This window comes from Bacillus cereus group sp. MYBK216-1 (assembly GCF_051916495.1).
GTDB lineage: Bacteria > Bacillota > Bacilli > Bacillales > Bacillaceae_G > Bacillus_A > Bacillus_A thuringiensis_K.
The window spans coordinates 839,134-857,379 of the sequence record NZ_JBQAGT010000001.1; the positions used below are offsets into that span (position 1 = coordinate 839,134).

An 18,246-nucleotide genomic window follows, 5' to 3' on the forward strand; every position below is an offset into this window, starting at 1 on the left:
TTGTCATGAATATTAGAACTTTAGTCGGTAATGGTATTTTAGCGGCATTATATATTGCTGTTTCTATGCTTATTCAGCCATTTGGCTTTACGAATGTACAGTTTCGTATTTCAGAGATGTTTAATCATCTTGTTGTATTTAATAAGAAAGCAATTTACGGAATTGTATTAGGTGTATTTTTAACGAATCTCTTTTTCTCACCTATGATCGCTTACGATTTAGTATTTGGAGTAGGGCAATCTATTCTTGCATTAGTTGCAACGATTATTTCTATGCGATTTATTAAAGGTGTTTGGGCTCGTATGATTTTTAATACAGTTATCTTTACAATTACAATGTTTATGATTGCAATTGAACTTCATCTTGCATTGGGTTTACCATTTATGTTGTCTTGGTTGACATGTGCAGTTGGTGAATTTGTTGTCATGGCGATTGGTATGCCTGTAATGTACTGGATTAACAAGCGAGTACAATTTGAAAGATTTATGCAATAGATGAAAGAGTTATTCCTATAGGGATAGCTCTTTTTGTATGTAATCACATTGAATATAATGCTGTGACTATTGATACAATATAATAAAATAAAGTGAGGCTTTCATTAGTTGGCTACATATAAGAAGTCTTATATAAGGGGAATCTAGTATGAAATATAAAATTCATTGGTTGTATAAAACAAAGCGCGGTTTGCAGACGGAATTAACGACAGATTATATGAACATAGAAGAAGTACTTCAATTTGCAGAGGATTTTGAGAAAACGGGTAGGGTGAAAGAACTACTATTTTACGATGAAATGGATGCCGAATGGTCATTAAAGGAAATGAAAAAGCTGAGTAAACAAGTGGAGGAAGAGCCTCAAGAAATACACGTTTATTTTGATGGGGGGTATGATGTACAAACGAAAGAGGCTGGCGTTGGTATATGTGTGTATTATAAAAAAGGAAATACAAACTACCGCATTCGCCGCAATGCATATATAGAAGGTATATATGATAATAATGAAGCGGAATATGCATCATTATTATACGGTATGAATATACTCGAGGAACTAGGGATTAAGTATGAAGCAGTTACACTTCGCGGAGACTCACAAGTGGTACTGCAGCAATTAGCCGGAGAATGGCCTTGTTATGATGAACATTTAAATCATTATTTAGATCAAATTGAACAAAAGGCGAAGCAAATGAAATTAAAACTTGTATGTGAGCCGATATCTAGAAAACAAAATAAAGAAGCACATCAATTAGCTACGCAAGCATTAGAAGGAACAGTTATTGATAGTCATAAAGAAATAACCGAATAGAGAGGTGCAAAGGTGGATAAAAAGCAACTCATTACAGAGGTAAATGACTTATTAGAAACGTATTGTGAAGGGTGTTTTTTGCGAGAACATAATCGAAAGACGAATAGTAAGTATTACGCTCATTCATTTTGTATCAGGCAATGTACAGTTGGAGAAACGTTGAAAAAGTATGGAGAACAGCTGTCATGAAAAAACATCCAGAGAAAATTCTCTGGATGTTTTTTAGTGCTTCGCTTCATTTAATTGATGCTCGCATTGACTTAATTTTTTTTCCTCATTCATCAGAAACGGCTCATCTAAATCTGTTGCAACAGACTTCATAATTTCAAGCTGAGAGCGAGCGGCTTCTACAGCAGTAGTAGCATGCTCTAATGTATCTGGATCCATTGAAATTGTTGCTGATCCTACCATTTTTTGTGCTGTTTCTACACGGAATTTCACTTCTTCAAAATCATTTACTTCTGATCCCATTAATAATTCCTCCTTTGTATAGTGCGCATTTCACATAGTTTTTGCTCTGTAAAACGGAAATATACAAAGGAATAACAAAGGAGGTTACCAAGTAAGGTAACCTCCTGTTATATGTTGGATTAAAGTTTTACTACGTTAGCAGCTTGAGGTCCGCGGTTACCTTCAGTAATATCGAAAGATACTTCTTGACCTTCTTCTAAAGCTTTGTAGCCGTCTCCTTGAATAGCAGAGAAATGTACGAATACATCGTCAGCGCCTTCCATTTCGATAAATCCAAAACCTTTTTCGTTGTTAAACCATTTTACTTTTCCTTGCATGTTACAATTCCTCCTAAAAGCGTTTACTATTTTCATTTAGTGAAATTCATTTAAAAAAATAATATAAACTAAAAATGCTATATTCTTGAATATTCTGCTAAATGATTAATTTAAATATACACGAATTGGGAGAATTTAGTCAAGTAAGCGATTTTATTTTTTTGTATTTTTAAATAATTTTTCAGTCAAATTTTTAAATAGGTATAGGACAGACCGAGTATGTAATATTCTTAATTGAATGCTATACATAATGAGGTGAAAGAATGAATAAGTCTTACTTATTAGACAATGAAGGAATGAGAACGAGAACCGATATACCGGATTGGGTTGCAAAAGAATTTGAGATTTTTTCAAGTGTCGTGTTAGAACCAACTTTTCCATGTTATTTCGGTTTAACAGCTTTGAAAAAGAATGAACTTCGTTATTCATTTCTTTCTCATAATGATTGGAGTCATTTGCCACATACAATGTTATCTTTTTTAGAGTTAATGAAAGAGAGGCCGATTGTAAGAAGGGGCTTTTTCCTTTTTGTAGAACCGGAATGTGAAGAACAATCACTCGAATATTACCGTGATTCCTTTTGGAAAGTGTTACAGTATTTACATGAAAACGATAATCAAGCATGGCCAAAGCAAATTCCTGAAGATCCAGACCATTATTTATGGGAATTTTCATTTGGTGGTGAGCCAATATTCGCATTTGGAAATGCGCCAGCTTATAAAAAACGAAAAACTAGATATTTAGGGAATTCACTCGTTATTGGGTTTCAGCCACGCACTATTTTTGATGGATTAGAGGGAGATCATCCTAAAGGAGCATATTCAAGACAAATGGTCCGTGAGCGAGTTGAAAAGTGGGATCAATTGCCGAAACATCCTAACATTAGTCATTATGGTGACCCAGAGCATCGCGAATGGAAACAATATTTCATAGGAGACGATGTAGAGCTAATAAAAGGGAAATGTCCTTTTCTTCATAGGATAGAAAAGTAAGAGCCATCACCTAGATGGTTCTTTTGTATATTTTGGATAAAAAAGGGTATTTTATTATGAAAGCTAGTCTATTTTTTTAATTACATCATTAACTAGTAGTAAAGAGAGTAGAAAGGATAGAGCGATGTTTGGAGCAATTATACAGCAAATCGTATTAGGTATATCATTGGCTGCGCCAGTAGGGCCAATTAATATTGAAATGTTAAAACGAGGAATCGAACGTGGGTTTTGGCACGCTTGGGTTGTTGGAATTGGCGGAATGACTGCAGATGTTTTATTTATGCTTCTCATTTATTTCGGTTTATCTTCTGTGTTTATGTATACATATGTACAAGCCTTCATGTATTGCACGGGTTTTTTCTTGTTATTTTATTTAGGATTTCAAAGTGTAAAACAAGGAATTTTCCACTCGAATATGGAATATAAAAAAGAAGAGGTAGGTGGCCTTAAGCAATCGTTTATGGCAGGATTTTTAATTGCGATATCCAATCCATTAAATCTTGTTTTTTGGTTTGGTATATACGGAAGTACACTTAGCTCATTACTTACGAAGGTAACGAAACAAGAAGCTTTTTTATACAGTCTTTGCATTATTGCTGGTATTATTTTATGGAATTTAAATATTGCTTTTTCTGTACATTTTGGAAGAACTTTATTAAAACCAAAAGCGCTTGGCTACATAACAGCCGGAGCAGGTATTATTTTAGTATGTTACTCTATACATTTTGCATACAAAGCTTTACAGTTGTTCACATAAGATTGAAGGGGAGATTTTTATGTATCGAACCACTATTGAAGGAAAAGAAATTATAATTACGTTAGCGCCAAAAATCCGAAAAGAAATTACTGATAGAGATCCACTATATGAAACGGTATTTCATAATGCAGCAAGATTGTTACAAACAAAGCAACCGACGTTTGCAGTAAATCATGAAATATTGGGGCTTATTATTGGAGAAGTGCAAAGAGGAGAAGTAACAGTGTTTGCAGTGGAACATATTATTCCGAAGCAAAATATATTTGGACCAAACAATTTTTTCTCGACAATAGAACAGCAGGCAAATTTGTAAAGTGAATAGAATAAGAATAGAAAAGAAATAGTCGTAACGATATGTTGCGGCTGTTTTTTTGGAAAAGGGGGAAACAAGATGAAGAAAGTGGGGAAAGAGTTCTTTTTACAACATGATATCGTTATTATGTATAGCATTCTATTTATTTTCATTATTATTTTAAAAATGCAATTTTTTACGTGGTTTGGTATGTTAGCATGTATGGTTGGGATTGCTTTCTATACACTTAATGAATATATGACACATCGTTTTTTATTCCATATAAAGCCACCTAAAAACACATTTCTATTAAAAATGTTAAGAAGATTGCATTATGATCACCACGTATATCCAGATGATTTAAAACTTTTGTTTTTACCTGTTTGGTTTAGTATACCTAGTTTTACTATATATTTGCTTATAGCATATGGTATTACAAAAAGTGTTACTATTACACTTTCATTTGGAATCGGAATGATTATTATGCTACTCGTTTACGAATGGAAACATTATATTGCCCATAGACCGATTCGTCCCGTCACTAAGTTTGGAAGATGGTTAAAAAAACAACATATATTACACCATTATAAAAACGAAAAGTTTTGGTTCGGTGTTTCAAATCCAGTATTCGATTTTATATTTGGAACACTTAAAGACGGAAAAGAGGTTGAGTTAAGCGAAACAGCTCGTAATTTAGAAAAGGAAAAAAAGACAAAAGTAGTGCGTTAAGCACTGCTTTTGTCTTAATGAGGAAAAAATAAGTAAGGTGTCACTTTATGTTGAAAAAGTATATTAAAAATTTAGGGGAAATTGCCGAAAAATGTCTATCAAAAAATCTTTGCATGAATGCACGGATTGTCTACAATAAGTGTAAGTTTCTGAATATTTATAAAATTTAGTCTTTAGGTATGCAAGGGGGAAGTGCATTTCAAGTAAGAGAGGGGATCGGTTAATGAAACGAGATGATACGTCAGCACGTAAGTTGCAAAATGAGGTGAATTATACAGAGGTTGTTCAGTCAGAAGAATTTCAATTGCTATTAAATACGAAAAAGAAGTTCATCGTTCCAATGAGTATTTTCTTTTTAAGTTTTTTTATTGCGTTACCTATATTAACATCGTATTCAAAGGTACTCAATACACCGGCATTCGGTGATGTTACGTGGGCATGGGTATTTGCATTTGCTCAATTTATTATGACGTGGTCATTATGTATGATTTACAGCAAAAAAGCGGAATCCTTTGATAAAATCTCACAAAACATTCTGCAAGATATGCAAAAAGGGAGGGGATGACTTTGAATGTAACCGCTTTTGCACTATTTTTAATCATCGTACTTGGTACACTCGTCATAACTTATTTTGCATCGAAGAAAACGAAAAATGCGAGTGAGTTTTATACGGCTGGAGGGGGATTAACTGGTTGGCAAAATGGTCTGGCTATTGCAGGAGATTATATGTCTGCTGCGTCCTTTCTTGGTATAGCTGGGGCGATCGCGTTAACTGGGTTTGATGGGTTCTTTTATAGCATCGGTTTTTTAGTTGCATACTTAGTTGTATTATACTTAGTTGCAGAGCCGCTTCGAAATTTAGGAAAGTACACGTTAGCAGATATGATTGCAGCGCGTTTTGATGCGAAAAAAGTTCGCGGAGTTGCAGCGCTTAATACGATGACGATTTCGATTTTTTATATGATTGCACAATTAGTTGGGGCTGGTGCACTTATTAAATTATTATTAGGAATCGAATATACGACATCTGTTTTAATCGTTGGTACATTAATGACAGTGTACGTTATTTTTGGCGGAATGACTGCGACGAGCTGGGTTCAAATTGTAAAGGCTGTATTACTTATGGCTGGTACATTTATTATTTCTGTTATCGTTTTCGCAAAATTTAATTTTAGTGTGACTGAAATGTTCGCACAAATGAAGACAGCTACACCGTTAAAAGACTCGTTTTTAAACCCAGGAGTAAAGTATAAAGATGGCCTTGATACGCTATCTTTAAATTTAGGACTAGTTCTTGGTACAGCTGGATTACCACATATTCTTGTTCGCTTCTTTACAGTTCGTGATGCAAAAACAGCACGTCAATCTGTAGTATACGCGACGTGGTTAATTGGCGCATTTTATATTATGACAATTTTCTTAGGATTTGGGGCAGCGGCATTTGTAGGGAATGAGGCAATTATTAAAGCAAATCCTGCTGGTAATATGGCAGCACCTTTATTAGCGAAAGCGTTAGGTGGAGATTTCTTATTTGCTTTCGTATCAGCCATTGCTTTTGCAACGATTTTAGCTGTAGTGGCAGGCCTTGTATTAACAGCAGCGTCAGCCTTTGCACATGATTTTTATAATGAAATTATTCGCAAGGGGAAATCAACGGAAAAAGAGCAAGTTTCAATGGCTCGCTATGCGTCTATTGGAGTAGCGGTATTATCCATTATACTAGCGTTATTTGCTCAAACATTGAACGTAGCATTTTTAGTTTCATTAGCATTTGCAGTTGCAGCGAGTGCAAACTTACCAGTTATATTATTCACAATATATTGGAAGCGTTTCAATACAGCGGGTGCCATCTCTGGTATGATTGTTGGTCTCGTATCAGCTATTGTTCTCGTAGCGTTAAGTCCGAATGTTTGGAATCCTGTAGCTGGAAAAGCTATATTTGTTGGAGAAGCGATATTCCCATATACGACACCTGGAATTATTTCGATCCCGCTCGGATTCCTTGCAGCGTATTTAGGGACCATTTTATCTAGTAAGAAAGAAGATGCGGCGAAGTTTGATGAAATTCTTGTGAAATCTAATACTGGTCATGGTATTAGTGATGCGTCTTCACATTAAAAAAGAGGGGCTTTTCGATAATAAGAAAAGCTCCTTTTTCTTTTGTCATTTTATTGTAAATAATACTGCTTTGTAAGTAGGATTTGTCTTAATTTTGTGGAATGAAAATAAGCAGGGAGAAATTTAAATCATCATGGCACCAGCGCAGCTTTTGTGAAAAATAAGTTGTTATGGAAGGTGGAAGAAATGATGAAAACGAAACAGACTGATGAATTATTAGCAAAAGATGAGCAATATGTTTGGCACGGAATGCGTCCCTTTAGTCCAAATAATACAATGGTAGGGGCAAAAGCAGAAGGGTGCTGGGTTGAAGATATACAAGGGAAAAGATATTTAGATGGTATGAGTGGTCTTTGGTGTGTGAATAGTGGATACGGCAGAAAAGAGCTCGCAGAGGCAGCTTATAAGCAATTACAAACATTATCATACTTTCCGATGTCACAATCGCATGAACCGGCTATAAAGCTTGCAGAAAAATTAAATGAGTGGCTTGGAGGAGAGTATGTTATTTTCTTCTCTAATAGTGGTTCGGAAGCGAACGAAACAGCTTTTAAAATAGCAAGGCAATACTATGCGCAAAAAGGTGAAGCACATCGTTATAAATTTATGTCACGTTACCGCGGGTATCATGGAAATACAATGGCAACGATGGCAGCGACGGGACAAGCACAGCGTAGATATCAATATGAGCCATTTGCTTCAGGCTTTTTACATGTAACGCCGCCAGATTGCTATCGTATGCCTGGAATAGAAAGAGAGAACATTTATGATGTAGAATGTGTGAAAGAAGTAGATCGCGTTATGACATGGGAATTAAGTGAAACGATTGCAGCTTTTATTATGGAACCAATTATTACGGGTGGAGGCATTTTAATGCCACCACAAGACTATATGAAAGCTGTTCATGAGACGTGTCAAAAACACGGTGCCTTGCTCATAAGCGATGAAGTGATTTGTGGTTTCGGACGTACAGGAAAAGCATTTGGATTTATGAATTATGATGTGAAGCCAGATATCATTACGATGGCAAAAGGGATTACGAGCGCATATTTACCGTTATCAGCAACAGCTGTGAAAAAAGAAATATATGAAGCATTTAAAGGGAAGGGAGAATATGAATTCTTCCGTCATATTAATACATTTGGTGGAAATCCAGCGGCTTGTGCATTAGCACTTAAAAACTTAGAAATTATGGAAAATGAAAATTTAGTTGAGCGCTCTGCACAAATGGGCTCGCTTTTATTAGAGCAATTAAAAGAAGAAATTGGAGAGCATCCACTTGTTGGGGATATTAGAGGAAAAGGTTTACTAGTTGGAATTGAGCTAGTAAATGATAAAGAGACGAAAGAGCCAATTGATAACGACAAAATTGCAAGTGTTGTAAATGCTTGTAAAGAAAAAGGGTTAATTATAGGGCGAAACGGTATGACAACAGCAGGATACAATAACGTCTTAACATTAGCACCACCGCTTGTTATTTCGAGTGAAGAAATCGCTTTTGTTGTTGGAACGTTGAAGACAGCGATGGAACGCATTTAATGAATGAAGCGAGCTGTAGATTACAGCTCGCTTTTGTTTAGTAGGAGGAGTTTTTTATGGAGAAATATGATCCTAGTCAACATTATCACATCGGATATTATGAAGATGGATATGATTTGGAAGTGACAGCGTACAAAAGAATAAATGAACCAGTTTGGGATGCTTATATTCCGCACTATGAGGCAGACGGTTTTTATAAGAAAGTGGAGGAAATGAAACTAGGCGAATATATAGATGATTATGGCATTAAGGTGTATTCATTTAGTAATGATATCGATGATGAAGAAGCTCGAACTATTTTTGAAAAATGGTTAAAAAAGCACGAGATTGTTTAAAGATAAAACAAAAAGGAGATTGCTATTTTATAAGATAGCAATCTCCTTTTATTATAGTAAACTTATTTACTTGCTTTCATTCATTGCTTTATCTTTAGCACCAAAAGTGTATTTTAACATTGGTGGTGTAATCATTGTAGTTAAAATAACGACAATAACGATTGCTGTAAAGTAATCTTGTGCTAATAGACCTGAAGAGAGTCCTGTTCCTGCGATGATAAGTGCAACTTCACCACGAGAAACCATACCAGAACCGATAATTGCAGAAGACTTTGCATCAAATCCAGTCATGCGTGCACCAACACCACAACCAATTAGTTTTGTTAATACAGCGATTACTGTTAATGCTAGGATGAACCAAATTTGATTGCCAATACCGTCAAATGTAATATTCATACCGATACTAACGAAGAATACTGGAACGAACATAGCGTAAGCAATTGGTTCTACTTTCTTTTCTACTTCATGTTTGTAGTTTGTTTGAGAAATTGCAATACCAGCAGCGAAAGCACCAATAATACCAGCAATTCCTAATAATTCGCCGAAATATGCGAATGAGAAACAGATGATAAGAGCTGCGCTCACGATAGACTCAGATACGCGTAGTGGTGATAACCAACGCATGATCGCTGGTACACCTTTCCATCCAATTAAAATAATAGAAGCGAAGAATACTACTTTCTTCAAGATAATCATTGTTAAGTTAACATCATCAGTGCCTAAGAAGCTCATTGCGAATGCTAATAAAATAACAACAAGAATATCATCAAATACAGCGGCTCCAAGCATCGTCGTACTCTCACGTGTTTTCATTTTACCTAAATCACGAAGTGTTTGAACGGAAATACTAACACTTGTCGCGCACAGAAGTAACCCTAAGAATACAGCGTTTCCTTGTTCCATTCCCATAACAAGACCGGAAACGTAACCACCTACGAATGGAAGAATGATACCCCCGAGTGCAACTGCTAAAGAAGAATTGCGATTTGCGTTTAATTCATCTAAGTCTGTTTCAAGTCCTGCCATAAACATTAAAAGAATAACACCGACATTACTTAATTGTGTTAGAAGCTCTGAATTTTCAATCCAACCTAATATAGCTGGGCCGATAACGATACCGACAATTAATTTACCTAGCACAGAAGGTTGACCTAATCTAACACTAAGATCACCAGCAAGTTTTGTACTTAATAAAATAAGTGCAATTTGAAAGAAAAATTCGAATTCCATCTGATCCTCTCCTCGTCATTTTTAGTTTTATCATACGATTTCTCGGAATTTGCCTAATGAAAATATGTAAAACCCATTAAACAAAAAGGGTCTGATTACAAGTTCTTTTGAACTCGTAATTTGAACCTGTAATTAATATATAATAAAATTTATTAAAAATCAATGAAAAAATAGCAGATTTTCATGATGGAATTTGATTTAGGTATGAAGGGAATGGCTATATAATAAGAAGAAATAAGGCAACATTTTTAATGAATTGGAGAAGGAAACATGTTATTAAATAAACGTTTTACAATTGGAGAAATGGCAAAAATGCATAATATCGCAGAATCTACATTAAGGTATTATGATGAAAAAGGAATTTTTCATCCGTCCATTGTTGATCCTCAAACGAATTATCGTTATTATACAATCGATCAATTTTCACTGTTAGATACGATTAAATTTTTACGCCAGTTAAATATTCCGTTAAAGGAAATTAAGAAATATATTGATGAAAGAAATCCAGCATACGCACTCAATTTACTGGAAAAACAACAAGAGATGATGCTGAAGAAACAAAGAGAAATTGAGTATGCTTTGGCGAAAATGGAGCATAGAATTCATTTAATTAAGGAAGCAACAAAAGCAAAAGCTGAACAAATGGTAATAAAAGAGATCCCGCAGCGAAAAATAACAGCTATTGCGGTTGCCCCGAATACGACGGATGATATGTTTGAGTACTACATTCATTCGTTGCAAAAAAATATGAGGCAAATGGATGATAGCTTATTTTCTGGAGATATTGGTGTAACTGTTGCGAAAAAAGGGTTAATGCAAAATGAGTTTCAAGCATATAGCAGTGTATTTATTCTTTTGGATTATATGCCGTATGAAGTGCATACTTCAGATGAAATTAAAGAAGGTTTATATGCTTGTTCTTATCATCATGGACCGTATGAAGAAACAGATGCAACGTACAAGGAGTTACTTACATACATTGATAAAGAAGGTTACGAAGTACATGGAGATTCGATTGAGATTGGATTGATTGATTGGTCTGTAACAGAAGATCCTGAGGAGCAAGTAACAGAAATTCAAATTCCTATAATGAAAAAACAAAGCAATAAGTTATAGGACTCGTATAATTACAAATGAGCATCAAACGCGATAATTAAGTCACCTATTTTTTAATTCTCTATTGACCTTAAAGTTACTTGAAGGTTTAAACTAAGAAAAGAGAGTTGAAAAAAAGGAGCATATTAGAGTATGGAAGCAACAGAAAAATTAAGAGAAAAACCAATTAAAAGTTTATTTATTTCTTATTTAATACCAGCCGTCCTCGGAATGGTATTAATGTCAGTGAATATTGTAATTGATGCGGTTATGATTAGTAGAGGAGTTGGGGCGAACGGTTTAGCAGGAGTGAACGTGGCTATTCCAGCCTTTTCGATTTTCTTCTCTATTTCATTATGGATTGGAATGGGCGGGGCAACGTTATATTCCATTGCATTAGGTGAAAATAAACGAGAGAGAGCGAGGTCTATTTTTACTCAATCAATGACGGTAGCAGTTGTTATCGTAGGTGTTTTAGCAGCGATTTGCTTATGGAGAATAGAAGATTTAGCATACTTATTTGGTGCAAATGAAGTAATTTTACCATATGCGTTAGACTATTTACACGTATTATTAACATTTGGAATGATATACGTTTTAGAAAATATTTTAAGTACATTTATACGAAATGATGGAAATCCTAATTTAGCAATGGCTGGTCTTGTTGTAACGGCTGTATTAAATATAGTGTTTGACTATATCTTTATTTTTATCTTTGGATGGGGCGTAACAGGTGCTGCCTCAGCGACTATTCTTTCGGCAGCGATTGGTTTCCTTGTATTATTAACCCATTTCTTTAGAAAAAGTAGTATTTTAAAGTGGACGAAATTTCATTTTGAATGGGATACTGTCAAACAAATTATGGTGATTGGTTTCCCAAGTTTTACAGCAGAAAGTACGGTTGCAATCGTAACGATTGGTTTTAATATCGCATTTGTCCAATATGCAGGAGAAGTAGGAGTAGCTTCCTATGCGATGGTGAATAGTATTCATGCAATGACATTACTATTATTCTTTGGTGTTGGAGCAGCATTACAGCCAATTGCTAGTTTCCATTACGGGGCAAATTTATCAGAGAGACTTCGTGAAGGATTGAAGTTTGCTGTGAAAATTGCTGTTGTCCTCGGAGGCTTTGCGATAATTGTCGGATTATTCTTTGGGAAATATATCATTGGTTTATTTGATGTTCAATCTCCAGAATTATTGGAGTTAACCTTAACAGGTATTAGTTTATTCTTTATCCAATACGTATTTTTAGGTTATAACATTGTGTATGGAGAGTACTTCCAATCAGTGCGACAAACGAAGAAATCAGTACTTATTATAATGAGCCGAGGATTACTATTTATTATTCCATTGTTATGGATTATGCCGAAATTATTTGGTATAAATGGAATTTGGCTCGTTATGCCAGTTGCAGAAGTAATGACAGCGGTTATCGTATTTACGATGAATCGTATGAAACATCCTGTGCCATTAAATATGGCAGGAGAGAAAGAAGCGATATGATGAAGAAAATCCCCTTAAGCAATTAAGGGGATTTTCTTATTCCTTTAAACTAATCGCAAAAGATCCATCCGTTTCTTGAACAGAAGCAAAGGCAACGTTTTTAATATTTGTAATTCCTTTTTCTTTTAATTCTTTATATAACCATTTTTCATCTTTATGTATTAACTTTAAGTTATCATATTGAATTTGTGAATCGACGATAAGTGCAATTGGTAATCCAGCATACTTAACTTCTATGTTTAAATCTTTTGGAGTTAATGGTACAAGTTCTCTTTTTGGTAAAATACTAATAGCGCCGTTCGCTTCTAAAATAGCGTATTCAATTTCATGAACACTTGGATATCCTGCAACGCGAAGATTAGAAAGCAATTCTGCAATGGGGTATCTACTTTTTTGTAAGTTCTCAAAAATAATATCACCATGTTTAATTAAAATGATAGGGTGTCCGAGAATAAAACGATTTAGTTTGTTGAATAGGCTTAATTTTGTAAGGAGTAAATGTAAACATGTGATAACAACCATACCGAGAAATGCTTGTAAAGCACCAGAGACGGGTATGGCCTGGAAAGCTAAATAAGATAAAAAAATTATAGCCCCAAAATCATGAGGAGTTAGTTGCGCTAACGCGGATTTACCGAGTAACTTAAGCGATAGTAAAAATAAGATGAAAAAGAACGACACGTTACATAAAAAGAGAAGCAATAGAGACACTCCTTCGTGTAAAGTTGTACTTACTATTCCCGAAAGTAATATAAATATTACCTTTCAGAGGATAAATTAGGGTTTATTGGAATTTGTCTGTATACAAACAAATAAATGGATATTATCATGAAGGAAGTAAAAGAAAATAGGAGTATATGAATATGAGAAAGAAGAAAATAATGAAGGGCATTTTAGGTGTTATAATGATTTGCGCCGTGTATGCGGGGTTTTTACAATATCACATTTATAAGCATGGGCATATGAATGCAACCTACGATGCTGATTACATAATTGTACTAGGATCGAAAGTAAATGGGACGAAACCATCTTATTCATTGCAATATCGTATTGATAAAGCAGCTGAATATTTAAAATCACATGAGAAAACAATCGCTATCGTATCTGGAGGACAAGGAAAAGGTGAAGACATTTCAGAAGCATTAGCAATGAAACAAGGATTAATAAAACAAAACATCGTAGAAGACCGCATTATAATGGAGGACAAATCTACGAGTACAGATGAGAATATTACATTCTCAAAACCGTTAATTCCAGCCGATATGAAAAAAGGTATGATCGTAACAAACGATTTTCACATGTTTAGAGCGAAAAAAATAGCGGCCAAACAAGGTTTACAATTAGAAGGTCTTCCGGCAAAAACACCGAAACCAATCATCATTCCATCGAATGTACGAGAATATTTAGCAATTACACAGTATTGGTTTATGAATCGAATATAGTGAAAGTGATCCCGTCTGAAACTCAGGCGGGATTTAGTTTGAGGAAAATCTTACAAATATGTCACGTTCGTGAAAGGTAAAGCGATAGTTTCTAGAATGATTTCCTGACATAATGAAGGTAACAAAAACTATTTAGAGGTGAATCGGATGAAAGGAAATAATATTTTATCTTCGTTATGTTACTTTAGTATCTTTTTTGCACCATTTTTACTACCAATTATCGTGTACTTTGTTGCAGAAGATGAAGTGAAGTATCACGCGAAAAAAGCATTTTGGTCACATGTTTTCCCATACGCAATCTTATTTGGAGGACTAGCAGTATCAGGCATGTACGGTTTAGGGTTCAATCAATCTGACGGTGCTGGAATTGGAATGGCTATCACATATGCAGTGTTCATTCTTGTAGGGATTTACTACTTCATTTGGAATATCGTAAAAGGTATTAAAGTTTTGAAAACGGCGTAATAAGATAAGTATAATTTCATTTACCGTATTGATAAACGTTTTAAAAAAGGGCAATTCAAAAAGAATTGCTCTTTTTGTGCTTATAAGTTGTGAAAATTGAAAAAAATATGTTAATTTTTCATTATGAAGAGAAAAAAGGAGTGATTTTCATGAATGAGATCATACATAAGATGGAGCAACATGTTTCAGTTCGTAAATATAAAGAAGAATCAATTCCGAAAGATGTAGTAGAAAAGATGGTGCATGCTGCGCAACATGCAGCTTCATCACATTTTGTACAGGCGTATTCTGTTATATATGTAACAGATCAGCAATTAAAGGCTAAACTAGCAGAGCTATCCGGAAATCGCCATGTGAAGGACTGTGCAGCATTTTTTGTTTGTTGTGCAGATTTAAAACGACTTGAAATTGCATGTGAAAAACATAGTACAGAGATAAAGCATGAGGGAGTAGAAGACTTTATCGTTGCGACGGTAGATGCTTCACTTTTTGCGCAAAACTTAGCATTAGCGGCAGAATCATTAGGATACGGTATTTGTTATATTGGTGGTATTCGCAATAATCCGAGAGAAGTGAGCGAATTGCTTCATTTACCGGATAAAGTATATCCTGTATTTGGAATGACAGTCGGTGTACCAGATGAAGAACATGGAGTTAAACCACGTTTACCAGTAGCAGCAGTTCTTCATGAAAATGGATATGATGAACAAAAATATGATGAATTACTAAACGAATATGATGAAACGATGAACGCGTATTATAAAGAAAGATCATCAAATAAGAAAAGCGTAACGTGGACGGAATCCGTGAGTTCATTTATGTCTAAAGAAAAAAGAATGCATATGAAAGAGTTTTTAAGTGAAAAAGGATTAAATAAGAAGTGAGTAAGAAGGCAAACCTGACGTATAGGTTTGCCTTTTTTGGAGGAGAAATACCTAAGGCCAGAAAGTTGTTTATTCTTTCTGAACTTAGGTATTTTGTTTGTTATCATATACATAGAAATAAAAATTAATAATTTTTTACAAAAGTGATAGAAAATGAGAATGAAATGCCAATAGTAAGTAAAAGCAGCTGCTAAAGGGGAACTGAGGAAGGAAGATGCTTATGATTTTCAATTCTGAAGAGGATTTAATTATAGCTATGAAAAAACATGATCAAGATGCTTTGAAAGAAGTGATTGATCAATATGGAAAATTAATTTTGTACATTATTCATAAATCATTAAGTACCCCTATTGAAAAACAATATGTGGATGATTGTTATAACGATGTATTTACTGTCATTTGGTTTAATATCGACCAATTTGATAATGTAAAAAGCGGCATAATAGCCGCTTTTTATCGTTATCACGTTTAAAAATATATCATGATATTTCATTCGAAACCTAATTCTTAATGCATAACCTAAAGCAACTTCTATAATAAATGCAAACTTTCAATAAGAAGATACATACCCGTACAACTTAAAAGGATATACGTAAATATTTTAAAAATCCGTTGATTAAACCATTTAAAAATAATTTGACCTATAAACAAACCTAAAAATACAATTGGAATGGCATAAAAACTTGATTCCCAAATGGTTTTGTTTGTGCCAGTAAAGAGTATTTGAGTTACTAGGCTAATGAAATATATAAATAGATAAAAAGCTAATGTAGTTCCTCTTAACTTCTCTTTTTCAGTATCAGTTCCTGTAAAATAAAGTAACAGGGGTGGACCTGGCATACCGATACTTGTCGTTAAAAGACCAGATAATCCGCCAACTATGAAATCTCTAGATTGTGTTGATCTAACCTTAACGTTGCATATTAGCAACAATGTTAATAGCAAGAGTAGGATGCTAACTGCTAATTTAAAAGTGTTTATGTTAACGGAAATGAAAATTAAAATGCCAAAAGGAACACCAACTATACTTCCAAAAATAAACCTTTTCAGTAGAACAAAATCAACATCCATTCTTATTTTCCAAATGAGTGAAATGGAGATAATTAAAGATAAAATAATGTTTATTTGTATAGCTTCTTGTGGCAGAAATAACATAAGTAAGAAAGGGGTTGCCATTATGGAGAAGCCAAAACCTGTACTTGCTTGCAGAATAGAAGCCACTAATATAATGCATATGAAAATGAATGTGATACCCAAAACAGCCCTCCTATTTAATCAAGTTTAACTAGTTAAAGTCTATTATTTAAGTGCAATATTTCACAAACTTATTTGTATTTTAACATAAATATCTAGTTTTTTCTTAAATAGTGTTGCCATATAAGGCTCTTTACCTAAAAAATCCGACTTACATTTTTAAACAATTTTATTATGGGGAAACAAATAATGAATGGAATCAAAATGTATTGATTATCGTTAAATTATTCACTGAGATCCCCGCGATAAAACAAGAACAGCCATATAAAACTTACAAAAATACAGCATGTAGCTAATAAACTGCCAATCATTTGAGGAGAAAGAATTTCTAACAGTCCTCCTGTAAAAAACATCGATAACTGAATAAGAGATGCGTAAATGGAATAATGGAATGAAAAAACTTTACCTATCATATTTTCGTGTGTATAAGTTTGAAGTAATGTCGTATCAAGTGGAACGATGATTCCTCCTGCTATGCGCATACAGAATAAAGTAATGATACCGATAATAAGTTGATCGGATAGAATGAATCCGAGAAAGAAAATTCCTTGTAGTAAGTAGGCCCAACCGAATACTTTTTTCATTTTTTCTTTATTATGGGATATATAAAGATTAACGAGAAGGCTTCCTATCATAAGCCCAGCCCCTTGAACCGTATATAAAATCCCAATGTTCGTATGGAAAATTTTTTCGGCATAGATCGTTAGAAGTAGTTGATAAGCGCCTCCAATAATTCCCCATGAAATGCCGACAAGAATTAATGTTAAAATGATTTTTGTTTGTAATATGTATGTATAACCACCTTTTATATCAGTGAAAAATGTTTTGTTCTTGTTACAAGTATCATGAGCAGGAATACTCATATTATAAATAAAATAGGCTGAAATAAAGTATGATAGGCTATTTACTAAAAAAGCGAACTCAATATGTAAAGATTGTGCAATTACTCCGCCCAAAGAAGCTCCCATAATAGACATAAAACCATTAATTGTACTAGAAAGAGAGTTAGCAGTTACGAAATGATTTTGGTGTACAATATTTTTTAGGGTTGCTTGTTTAGCCGGTTCAAATGAACAAGAAAGTACAGATAAACATATATTAGCAATGAAAATAATCTCAATTTTATAGCCTGCGAGTAAGTATGTAAGGACTAGAATTCCCCGTGTAATATCGGTAAAAATCATAATATTCTTTTTAGAGAAACGATCTACAATTCCGCCTATGAATGGACTAAGAAGAAGCTGTGGTAAACTTTTACTTATAAAAGTAAGTGCGATCATAAACGGCGATTCCGTTATGCTGTAGACAAATGTTAATAAAGCTACCGTATGGAACCAATCCCCAAGTACACTTAATGTTTGCCCATAAAATAGTTTATTGAAGTTTTTATTTGTTTTAAGAAGTTTGGAATAAGAAACTGACATAAATAGATTAATCCTTATGTAATGATGATGCTTGAACTTGTTTTTTCCATTCGCTTAAATACACTTTTTCCTCTGTAGGAAGTCCAACAGG

The 18,246-nt window shown here is 34.2% G+C and carries 23 protein-coding genes; 17 read left to right on the top strand and 6 right to left on the bottom strand.

Going from position 1 to position 18,246, the window contains the following annotated elements; genetic code table 11:
- The first annotated feature begins 5 nt into the window (after window positions 1–5).
- From ACTFRH_RS04445 to ACTFRH_RS04455, 3 genes are all read left to right on the top strand, one after another.
- Window positions 6–494, top strand: a complete 489-nt coding sequence (locus ACTFRH_RS04445; protein ID WP_001026476.1) for a QueT transporter family protein — start codon at window positions 6–8, stop codon at window positions 492–494.
- 148 nt (window positions 495–642) lie between these two features.
- Window positions 643–1,302, top strand: a complete 660-nt coding sequence (locus ACTFRH_RS04450) for a ribonuclease H family protein (RefSeq protein WP_000875543.1) — start codon at window positions 643–645, stop codon at window positions 1,300–1,302.
- Between the two features lie 12 nt (window positions 1,303–1,314).
- On the top strand, window positions 1,315–1,491 hold the full coding sequence (locus ACTFRH_RS04455) for a zinc-finger domain-containing protein (protein ID WP_000358801.1): 177 nt from the start codon (window positions 1,315–1,317) through the stop codon (window positions 1,489–1,491).
- Window positions 1,492–1,524: 33 nt separating this feature from the next.
- On the opposite strand, the gene ACTFRH_RS04460 is transcribed toward ACTFRH_RS04455, so the two are convergent.
- A complete protein-coding gene (locus tag ACTFRH_RS04460) occupies window positions 1,525–1,773 on the bottom strand; it encodes a DUF2564 family protein (protein WP_000534396.1) in 249 nt (82 codons plus the stop codon).
- Between the two features lie 119 nt (window positions 1,774–1,892).
- Window positions 1,893–2,090, bottom strand: coding sequence for a cold shock-like protein CspB (gene cspB / locus ACTFRH_RS04465; protein WP_001161731.1), 198 nt, complete (start codon window positions 2,088–2,090; stop codon window positions 1,893–1,895).
- 263 nt (window positions 2,091–2,353) lie between these two features.
- Between cspB and ACTFRH_RS04470 the strand changes: the two genes are divergently transcribed.
- The 8 genes from ACTFRH_RS04470 (at window position 2,354) to ACTFRH_RS04505 (ending at window position 8,852) form a co-directional block, all read left to right on the top strand.
- The gene (locus ACTFRH_RS04470; RefSeq protein ID WP_001043773.1) at window positions 2,354–3,082 is read left to right on the top strand and encodes a YqcI/YcgG family protein; all 729 of its coding nucleotides are present in this window, start codon (window positions 2,354–2,356) and stop codon (window positions 3,080–3,082) included.
- Between the two features lie 124 nt (window positions 3,083–3,206).
- Window positions 3,207–3,839, top strand: a complete 633-nt coding sequence (locus ACTFRH_RS04475) for a LysE family transporter (protein WP_000466565.1) — start codon at window positions 3,207–3,209, stop codon at window positions 3,837–3,839.
- Between the two features lie 19 nt (window positions 3,840–3,858).
- Window positions 3,859–4,152, top strand: a complete 294-nt coding sequence (locus ACTFRH_RS04480; protein WP_000286382.1) for a hypothetical protein — start codon at window positions 3,859–3,861, stop codon at window positions 4,150–4,152.
- A gap of 78 nt (window positions 4,153–4,230) precedes the next feature.
- Window positions 4,231–4,860 carry a sterol desaturase family protein gene (locus ACTFRH_RS04485; RefSeq protein ID WP_000755399.1) on the top strand — a complete coding sequence of 210 codons (630 nt, stop codon included), beginning with the start codon at window positions 4,231–4,233 and terminating at the stop codon, window positions 4,858–4,860.
- Between the two features lie 223 nt (window positions 4,861–5,083).
- Window positions 5,084–5,425, top strand: a complete 342-nt coding sequence (locus ACTFRH_RS04490) for a DUF485 domain-containing protein (RefSeq protein ID WP_000817376.1) — start codon at window positions 5,084–5,086, stop codon at window positions 5,423–5,425.
- A gap of 2 nt (window positions 5,426–5,427) precedes the next feature.
- The gene (locus tag ACTFRH_RS04495; RefSeq protein ID WP_001103249.1) at window positions 5,428–6,978 is read left to right on the top strand and encodes a solute symporter family protein; all 1,551 of its coding nucleotides are present in this window, start codon (window positions 5,428–5,430) and stop codon (window positions 6,976–6,978) included.
- A gap of 189 nt (window positions 6,979–7,167) precedes the next feature.
- Window positions 7,168–8,517, top strand: coding sequence for an aspartate aminotransferase family protein (locus ACTFRH_RS04500; RefSeq protein WP_000850944.1), 1,350 nt, complete (start codon window positions 7,168–7,170; stop codon window positions 8,515–8,517).
- Between the two features lie 56 nt (window positions 8,518–8,573).
- The gene (locus ACTFRH_RS04505) at window positions 8,574–8,852 is read left to right on the top strand and encodes a DUF3986 family protein (protein WP_000417077.1); all 279 of its coding nucleotides are present in this window, start codon (window positions 8,574–8,576) and stop codon (window positions 8,850–8,852) included.
- A 66-nt stretch (window positions 8,853–8,918) separates the two neighbouring features.
- Here ACTFRH_RS04505 and ACTFRH_RS04510 read toward each other — a convergent pair whose 3' ends face one another.
- On the bottom strand, window positions 8,919–10,082 hold the full coding sequence (locus tag ACTFRH_RS04510; RefSeq protein WP_000393874.1) for a cation:proton antiporter: 1,164 nt from the start codon (window positions 10,080–10,082) through the stop codon (window positions 8,919–8,921).
- A 270-nt stretch (window positions 10,083–10,352) separates the two neighbouring features.
- Here ACTFRH_RS04510 and ACTFRH_RS04515 point away from each other — a divergent pair, with 270 nt between their 5' ends.
- Together ACTFRH_RS04515 and ACTFRH_RS04520 are read left to right on the top strand one after the other, a co-directional pair.
- Entirely contained in the window at window positions 10,353–11,198 is an 846-nt protein-coding gene (locus tag ACTFRH_RS04515) for a MerR family transcriptional regulator (protein ID WP_000925915.1), read from the top strand.
- Window positions 11,199–11,330: 132 nt separating this feature from the next.
- Window positions 11,331–12,686: an MATE family efflux transporter gene (locus tag ACTFRH_RS04520; RefSeq protein WP_000388398.1), complete on the top strand. Its 1,356-nt coding sequence runs from the start codon at window positions 11,331–11,333 to the stop codon at window positions 12,684–12,686.
- 36 nt (window positions 12,687–12,722) lie between these two features.
- On the opposite strand, the gene ACTFRH_RS04525 is transcribed toward ACTFRH_RS04520, so the two are convergent.
- On the bottom strand, window positions 12,723–13,388 hold the full coding sequence (locus ACTFRH_RS04525) for a DUF421 domain-containing protein (RefSeq protein WP_000923924.1): 666 nt from the start codon (window positions 13,386–13,388) through the stop codon (window positions 12,723–12,725).
- A 161-nt stretch (window positions 13,389–13,549) separates the two neighbouring features.
- Between ACTFRH_RS04525 and ACTFRH_RS04530 the strand changes: the two genes are divergently transcribed.
- The 4 genes from ACTFRH_RS04530 to ACTFRH_RS04545 all read left to right on the top strand — a co-directional run bounded on the left by ACTFRH_RS04530 (window position 13,550) and on the right by ACTFRH_RS04545 (window position 15,949).
- A complete protein-coding gene (locus ACTFRH_RS04530; RefSeq protein WP_001227672.1) occupies window positions 13,550–14,128 on the top strand; it encodes a YdcF family protein in 579 nt (192 codons plus the stop codon).
- A gap of 147 nt (window positions 14,129–14,275) precedes the next feature.
- Window positions 14,276–14,593 carry a DUF4870 domain-containing protein gene (locus tag ACTFRH_RS04535; protein WP_000678055.1) on the top strand — a complete coding sequence of 106 codons (318 nt, stop codon included), beginning with the start codon at window positions 14,276–14,278 and terminating at the stop codon, window positions 14,591–14,593.
- Window positions 14,594–14,742: 149 nt separating this feature from the next.
- Window positions 14,743–15,477 (top strand): oxygen-insensitive NADPH nitroreductase, encoded by a 735-nt coding sequence (gene nfsA / locus ACTFRH_RS04540; protein ID WP_001002398.1) that lies wholly within the window; start codon window positions 14,743–14,745, stop codon window positions 15,475–15,477.
- Between the two features lie 220 nt (window positions 15,478–15,697).
- The gene (locus tag ACTFRH_RS04545) at window positions 15,698–15,949 is read left to right on the top strand and encodes a hypothetical protein (RefSeq protein WP_003300677.1); all 252 of its coding nucleotides are present in this window, start codon (window positions 15,698–15,700) and stop codon (window positions 15,947–15,949) included.
- Between the two features lie 59 nt (window positions 15,950–16,008).
- Here ACTFRH_RS04545 and ACTFRH_RS04550 read toward each other — a convergent pair whose 3' ends face one another.
- Window positions 16,009–16,734: a sulfite exporter TauE/SafE family protein gene (locus ACTFRH_RS04550; RefSeq protein WP_000513084.1), complete on the bottom strand. Its 726-nt coding sequence runs from the start codon at window positions 16,732–16,734 to the stop codon at window positions 16,009–16,011.
- Window positions 16,735–16,955: 221 nt separating this feature from the next.
- Window positions 16,956–18,155 (bottom strand): MFS transporter, encoded by a 1,200-nt coding sequence (locus ACTFRH_RS04555; RefSeq protein WP_000117050.1) that lies wholly within the window; start codon window positions 18,153–18,155, stop codon window positions 16,956–16,958.
- Between the last annotated feature and the right edge of the window lie 91 nt (window positions 18,156–18,246).

Coding starts and splice junctions, on each gene's coding strand:
- ACTFRH_RS04445 (WP_001026476.1), top strand. CDS start 6: ATGAATATTAGAACTTTAGTCGGTAATGGTATTTTAGCGGCATTATAT.
- ACTFRH_RS04505 (WP_000417077.1), top strand. CDS start 8,574: ATGGAGAAATATGATCCTAGTCAACATTATCACATCGGATATTATGAA.
- ACTFRH_RS04485 (WP_000755399.1), top strand. CDS start 4,231: ATGAAGAAAGTGGGGAAAGAGTTCTTTTTACAACATGATATCGTTATT.
- ACTFRH_RS04500 (WP_000850944.1), top strand. CDS start 7,168: ATGAAAACGAAACAGACTGATGAATTATTAGCAAAAGATGAGCAATAT.
- ACTFRH_RS04520 (WP_000388398.1), top strand. CDS start 11,331: ATGGAAGCAACAGAAAAATTAAGAGAAAAACCAATTAAAAGTTTATTT.
- ACTFRH_RS04530 (WP_001227672.1), top strand. CDS start 13,550: ATGAGAAAGAAGAAAATAATGAAGGGCATTTTAGGTGTTATAATGATT.
- ACTFRH_RS04460 (WP_000534396.1), bottom strand. CDS start 1,773: ATGGGATCAGAAGTAAATGATTTTGAAGAAGTGAAATTCCGTGTAGAA.
- ACTFRH_RS04555 (WP_000117050.1), bottom strand. CDS start 18,155: ATGTCAGTTTCTTATTCCAAACTTCTTAAAACAAATAAAAACTTCAAT.
- ACTFRH_RS04510 (WP_000393874.1), bottom strand. CDS start 10,082: ATGGAATTCGAATTTTTCTTTCAAATTGCACTTATTTTATTAAGTACA.
- nfsA (WP_001002398.1), top strand. CDS start 14,743: ATGAATGAGATCATACATAAGATGGAGCAACATGTTTCAGTTCGTAAA.
- ACTFRH_RS04475 (WP_000466565.1), top strand. CDS start 3,207: ATGTTTGGAGCAATTATACAGCAAATCGTATTAGGTATATCATTGGCT.
- ACTFRH_RS04535 (WP_000678055.1), top strand. CDS start 14,276: ATGAAAGGAAATAATATTTTATCTTCGTTATGTTACTTTAGTATCTTT.
- ACTFRH_RS04545 (WP_003300677.1), top strand. CDS start 15,698: ATGATTTTCAATTCTGAAGAGGATTTAATTATAGCTATGAAAAAACAT.
- ACTFRH_RS04470 (WP_001043773.1), top strand. CDS start 2,354: ATGAATAAGTCTTACTTATTAGACAATGAAGGAATGAGAACGAGAACC.
- ACTFRH_RS04480 (WP_000286382.1), top strand. CDS start 3,859: ATGTATCGAACCACTATTGAAGGAAAAGAAATTATAATTACGTTAGCG.
- cspB (WP_001161731.1), bottom strand. CDS start 2,090: ATGCAAGGAAAAGTAAAATGGTTTAACAACGAAAAAGGTTTTGGATTT.
- ACTFRH_RS04515 (WP_000925915.1), top strand. CDS start 10,353: ATGTTATTAAATAAACGTTTTACAATTGGAGAAATGGCAAAAATGCAT.
- ACTFRH_RS04490 (WP_000817376.1), top strand. CDS start 5,084: ATGAAACGAGATGATACGTCAGCACGTAAGTTGCAAAATGAGGTGAAT.
- ACTFRH_RS04450 (WP_000875543.1), top strand. CDS start 643: ATGAAATATAAAATTCATTGGTTGTATAAAACAAAGCGCGGTTTGCAG.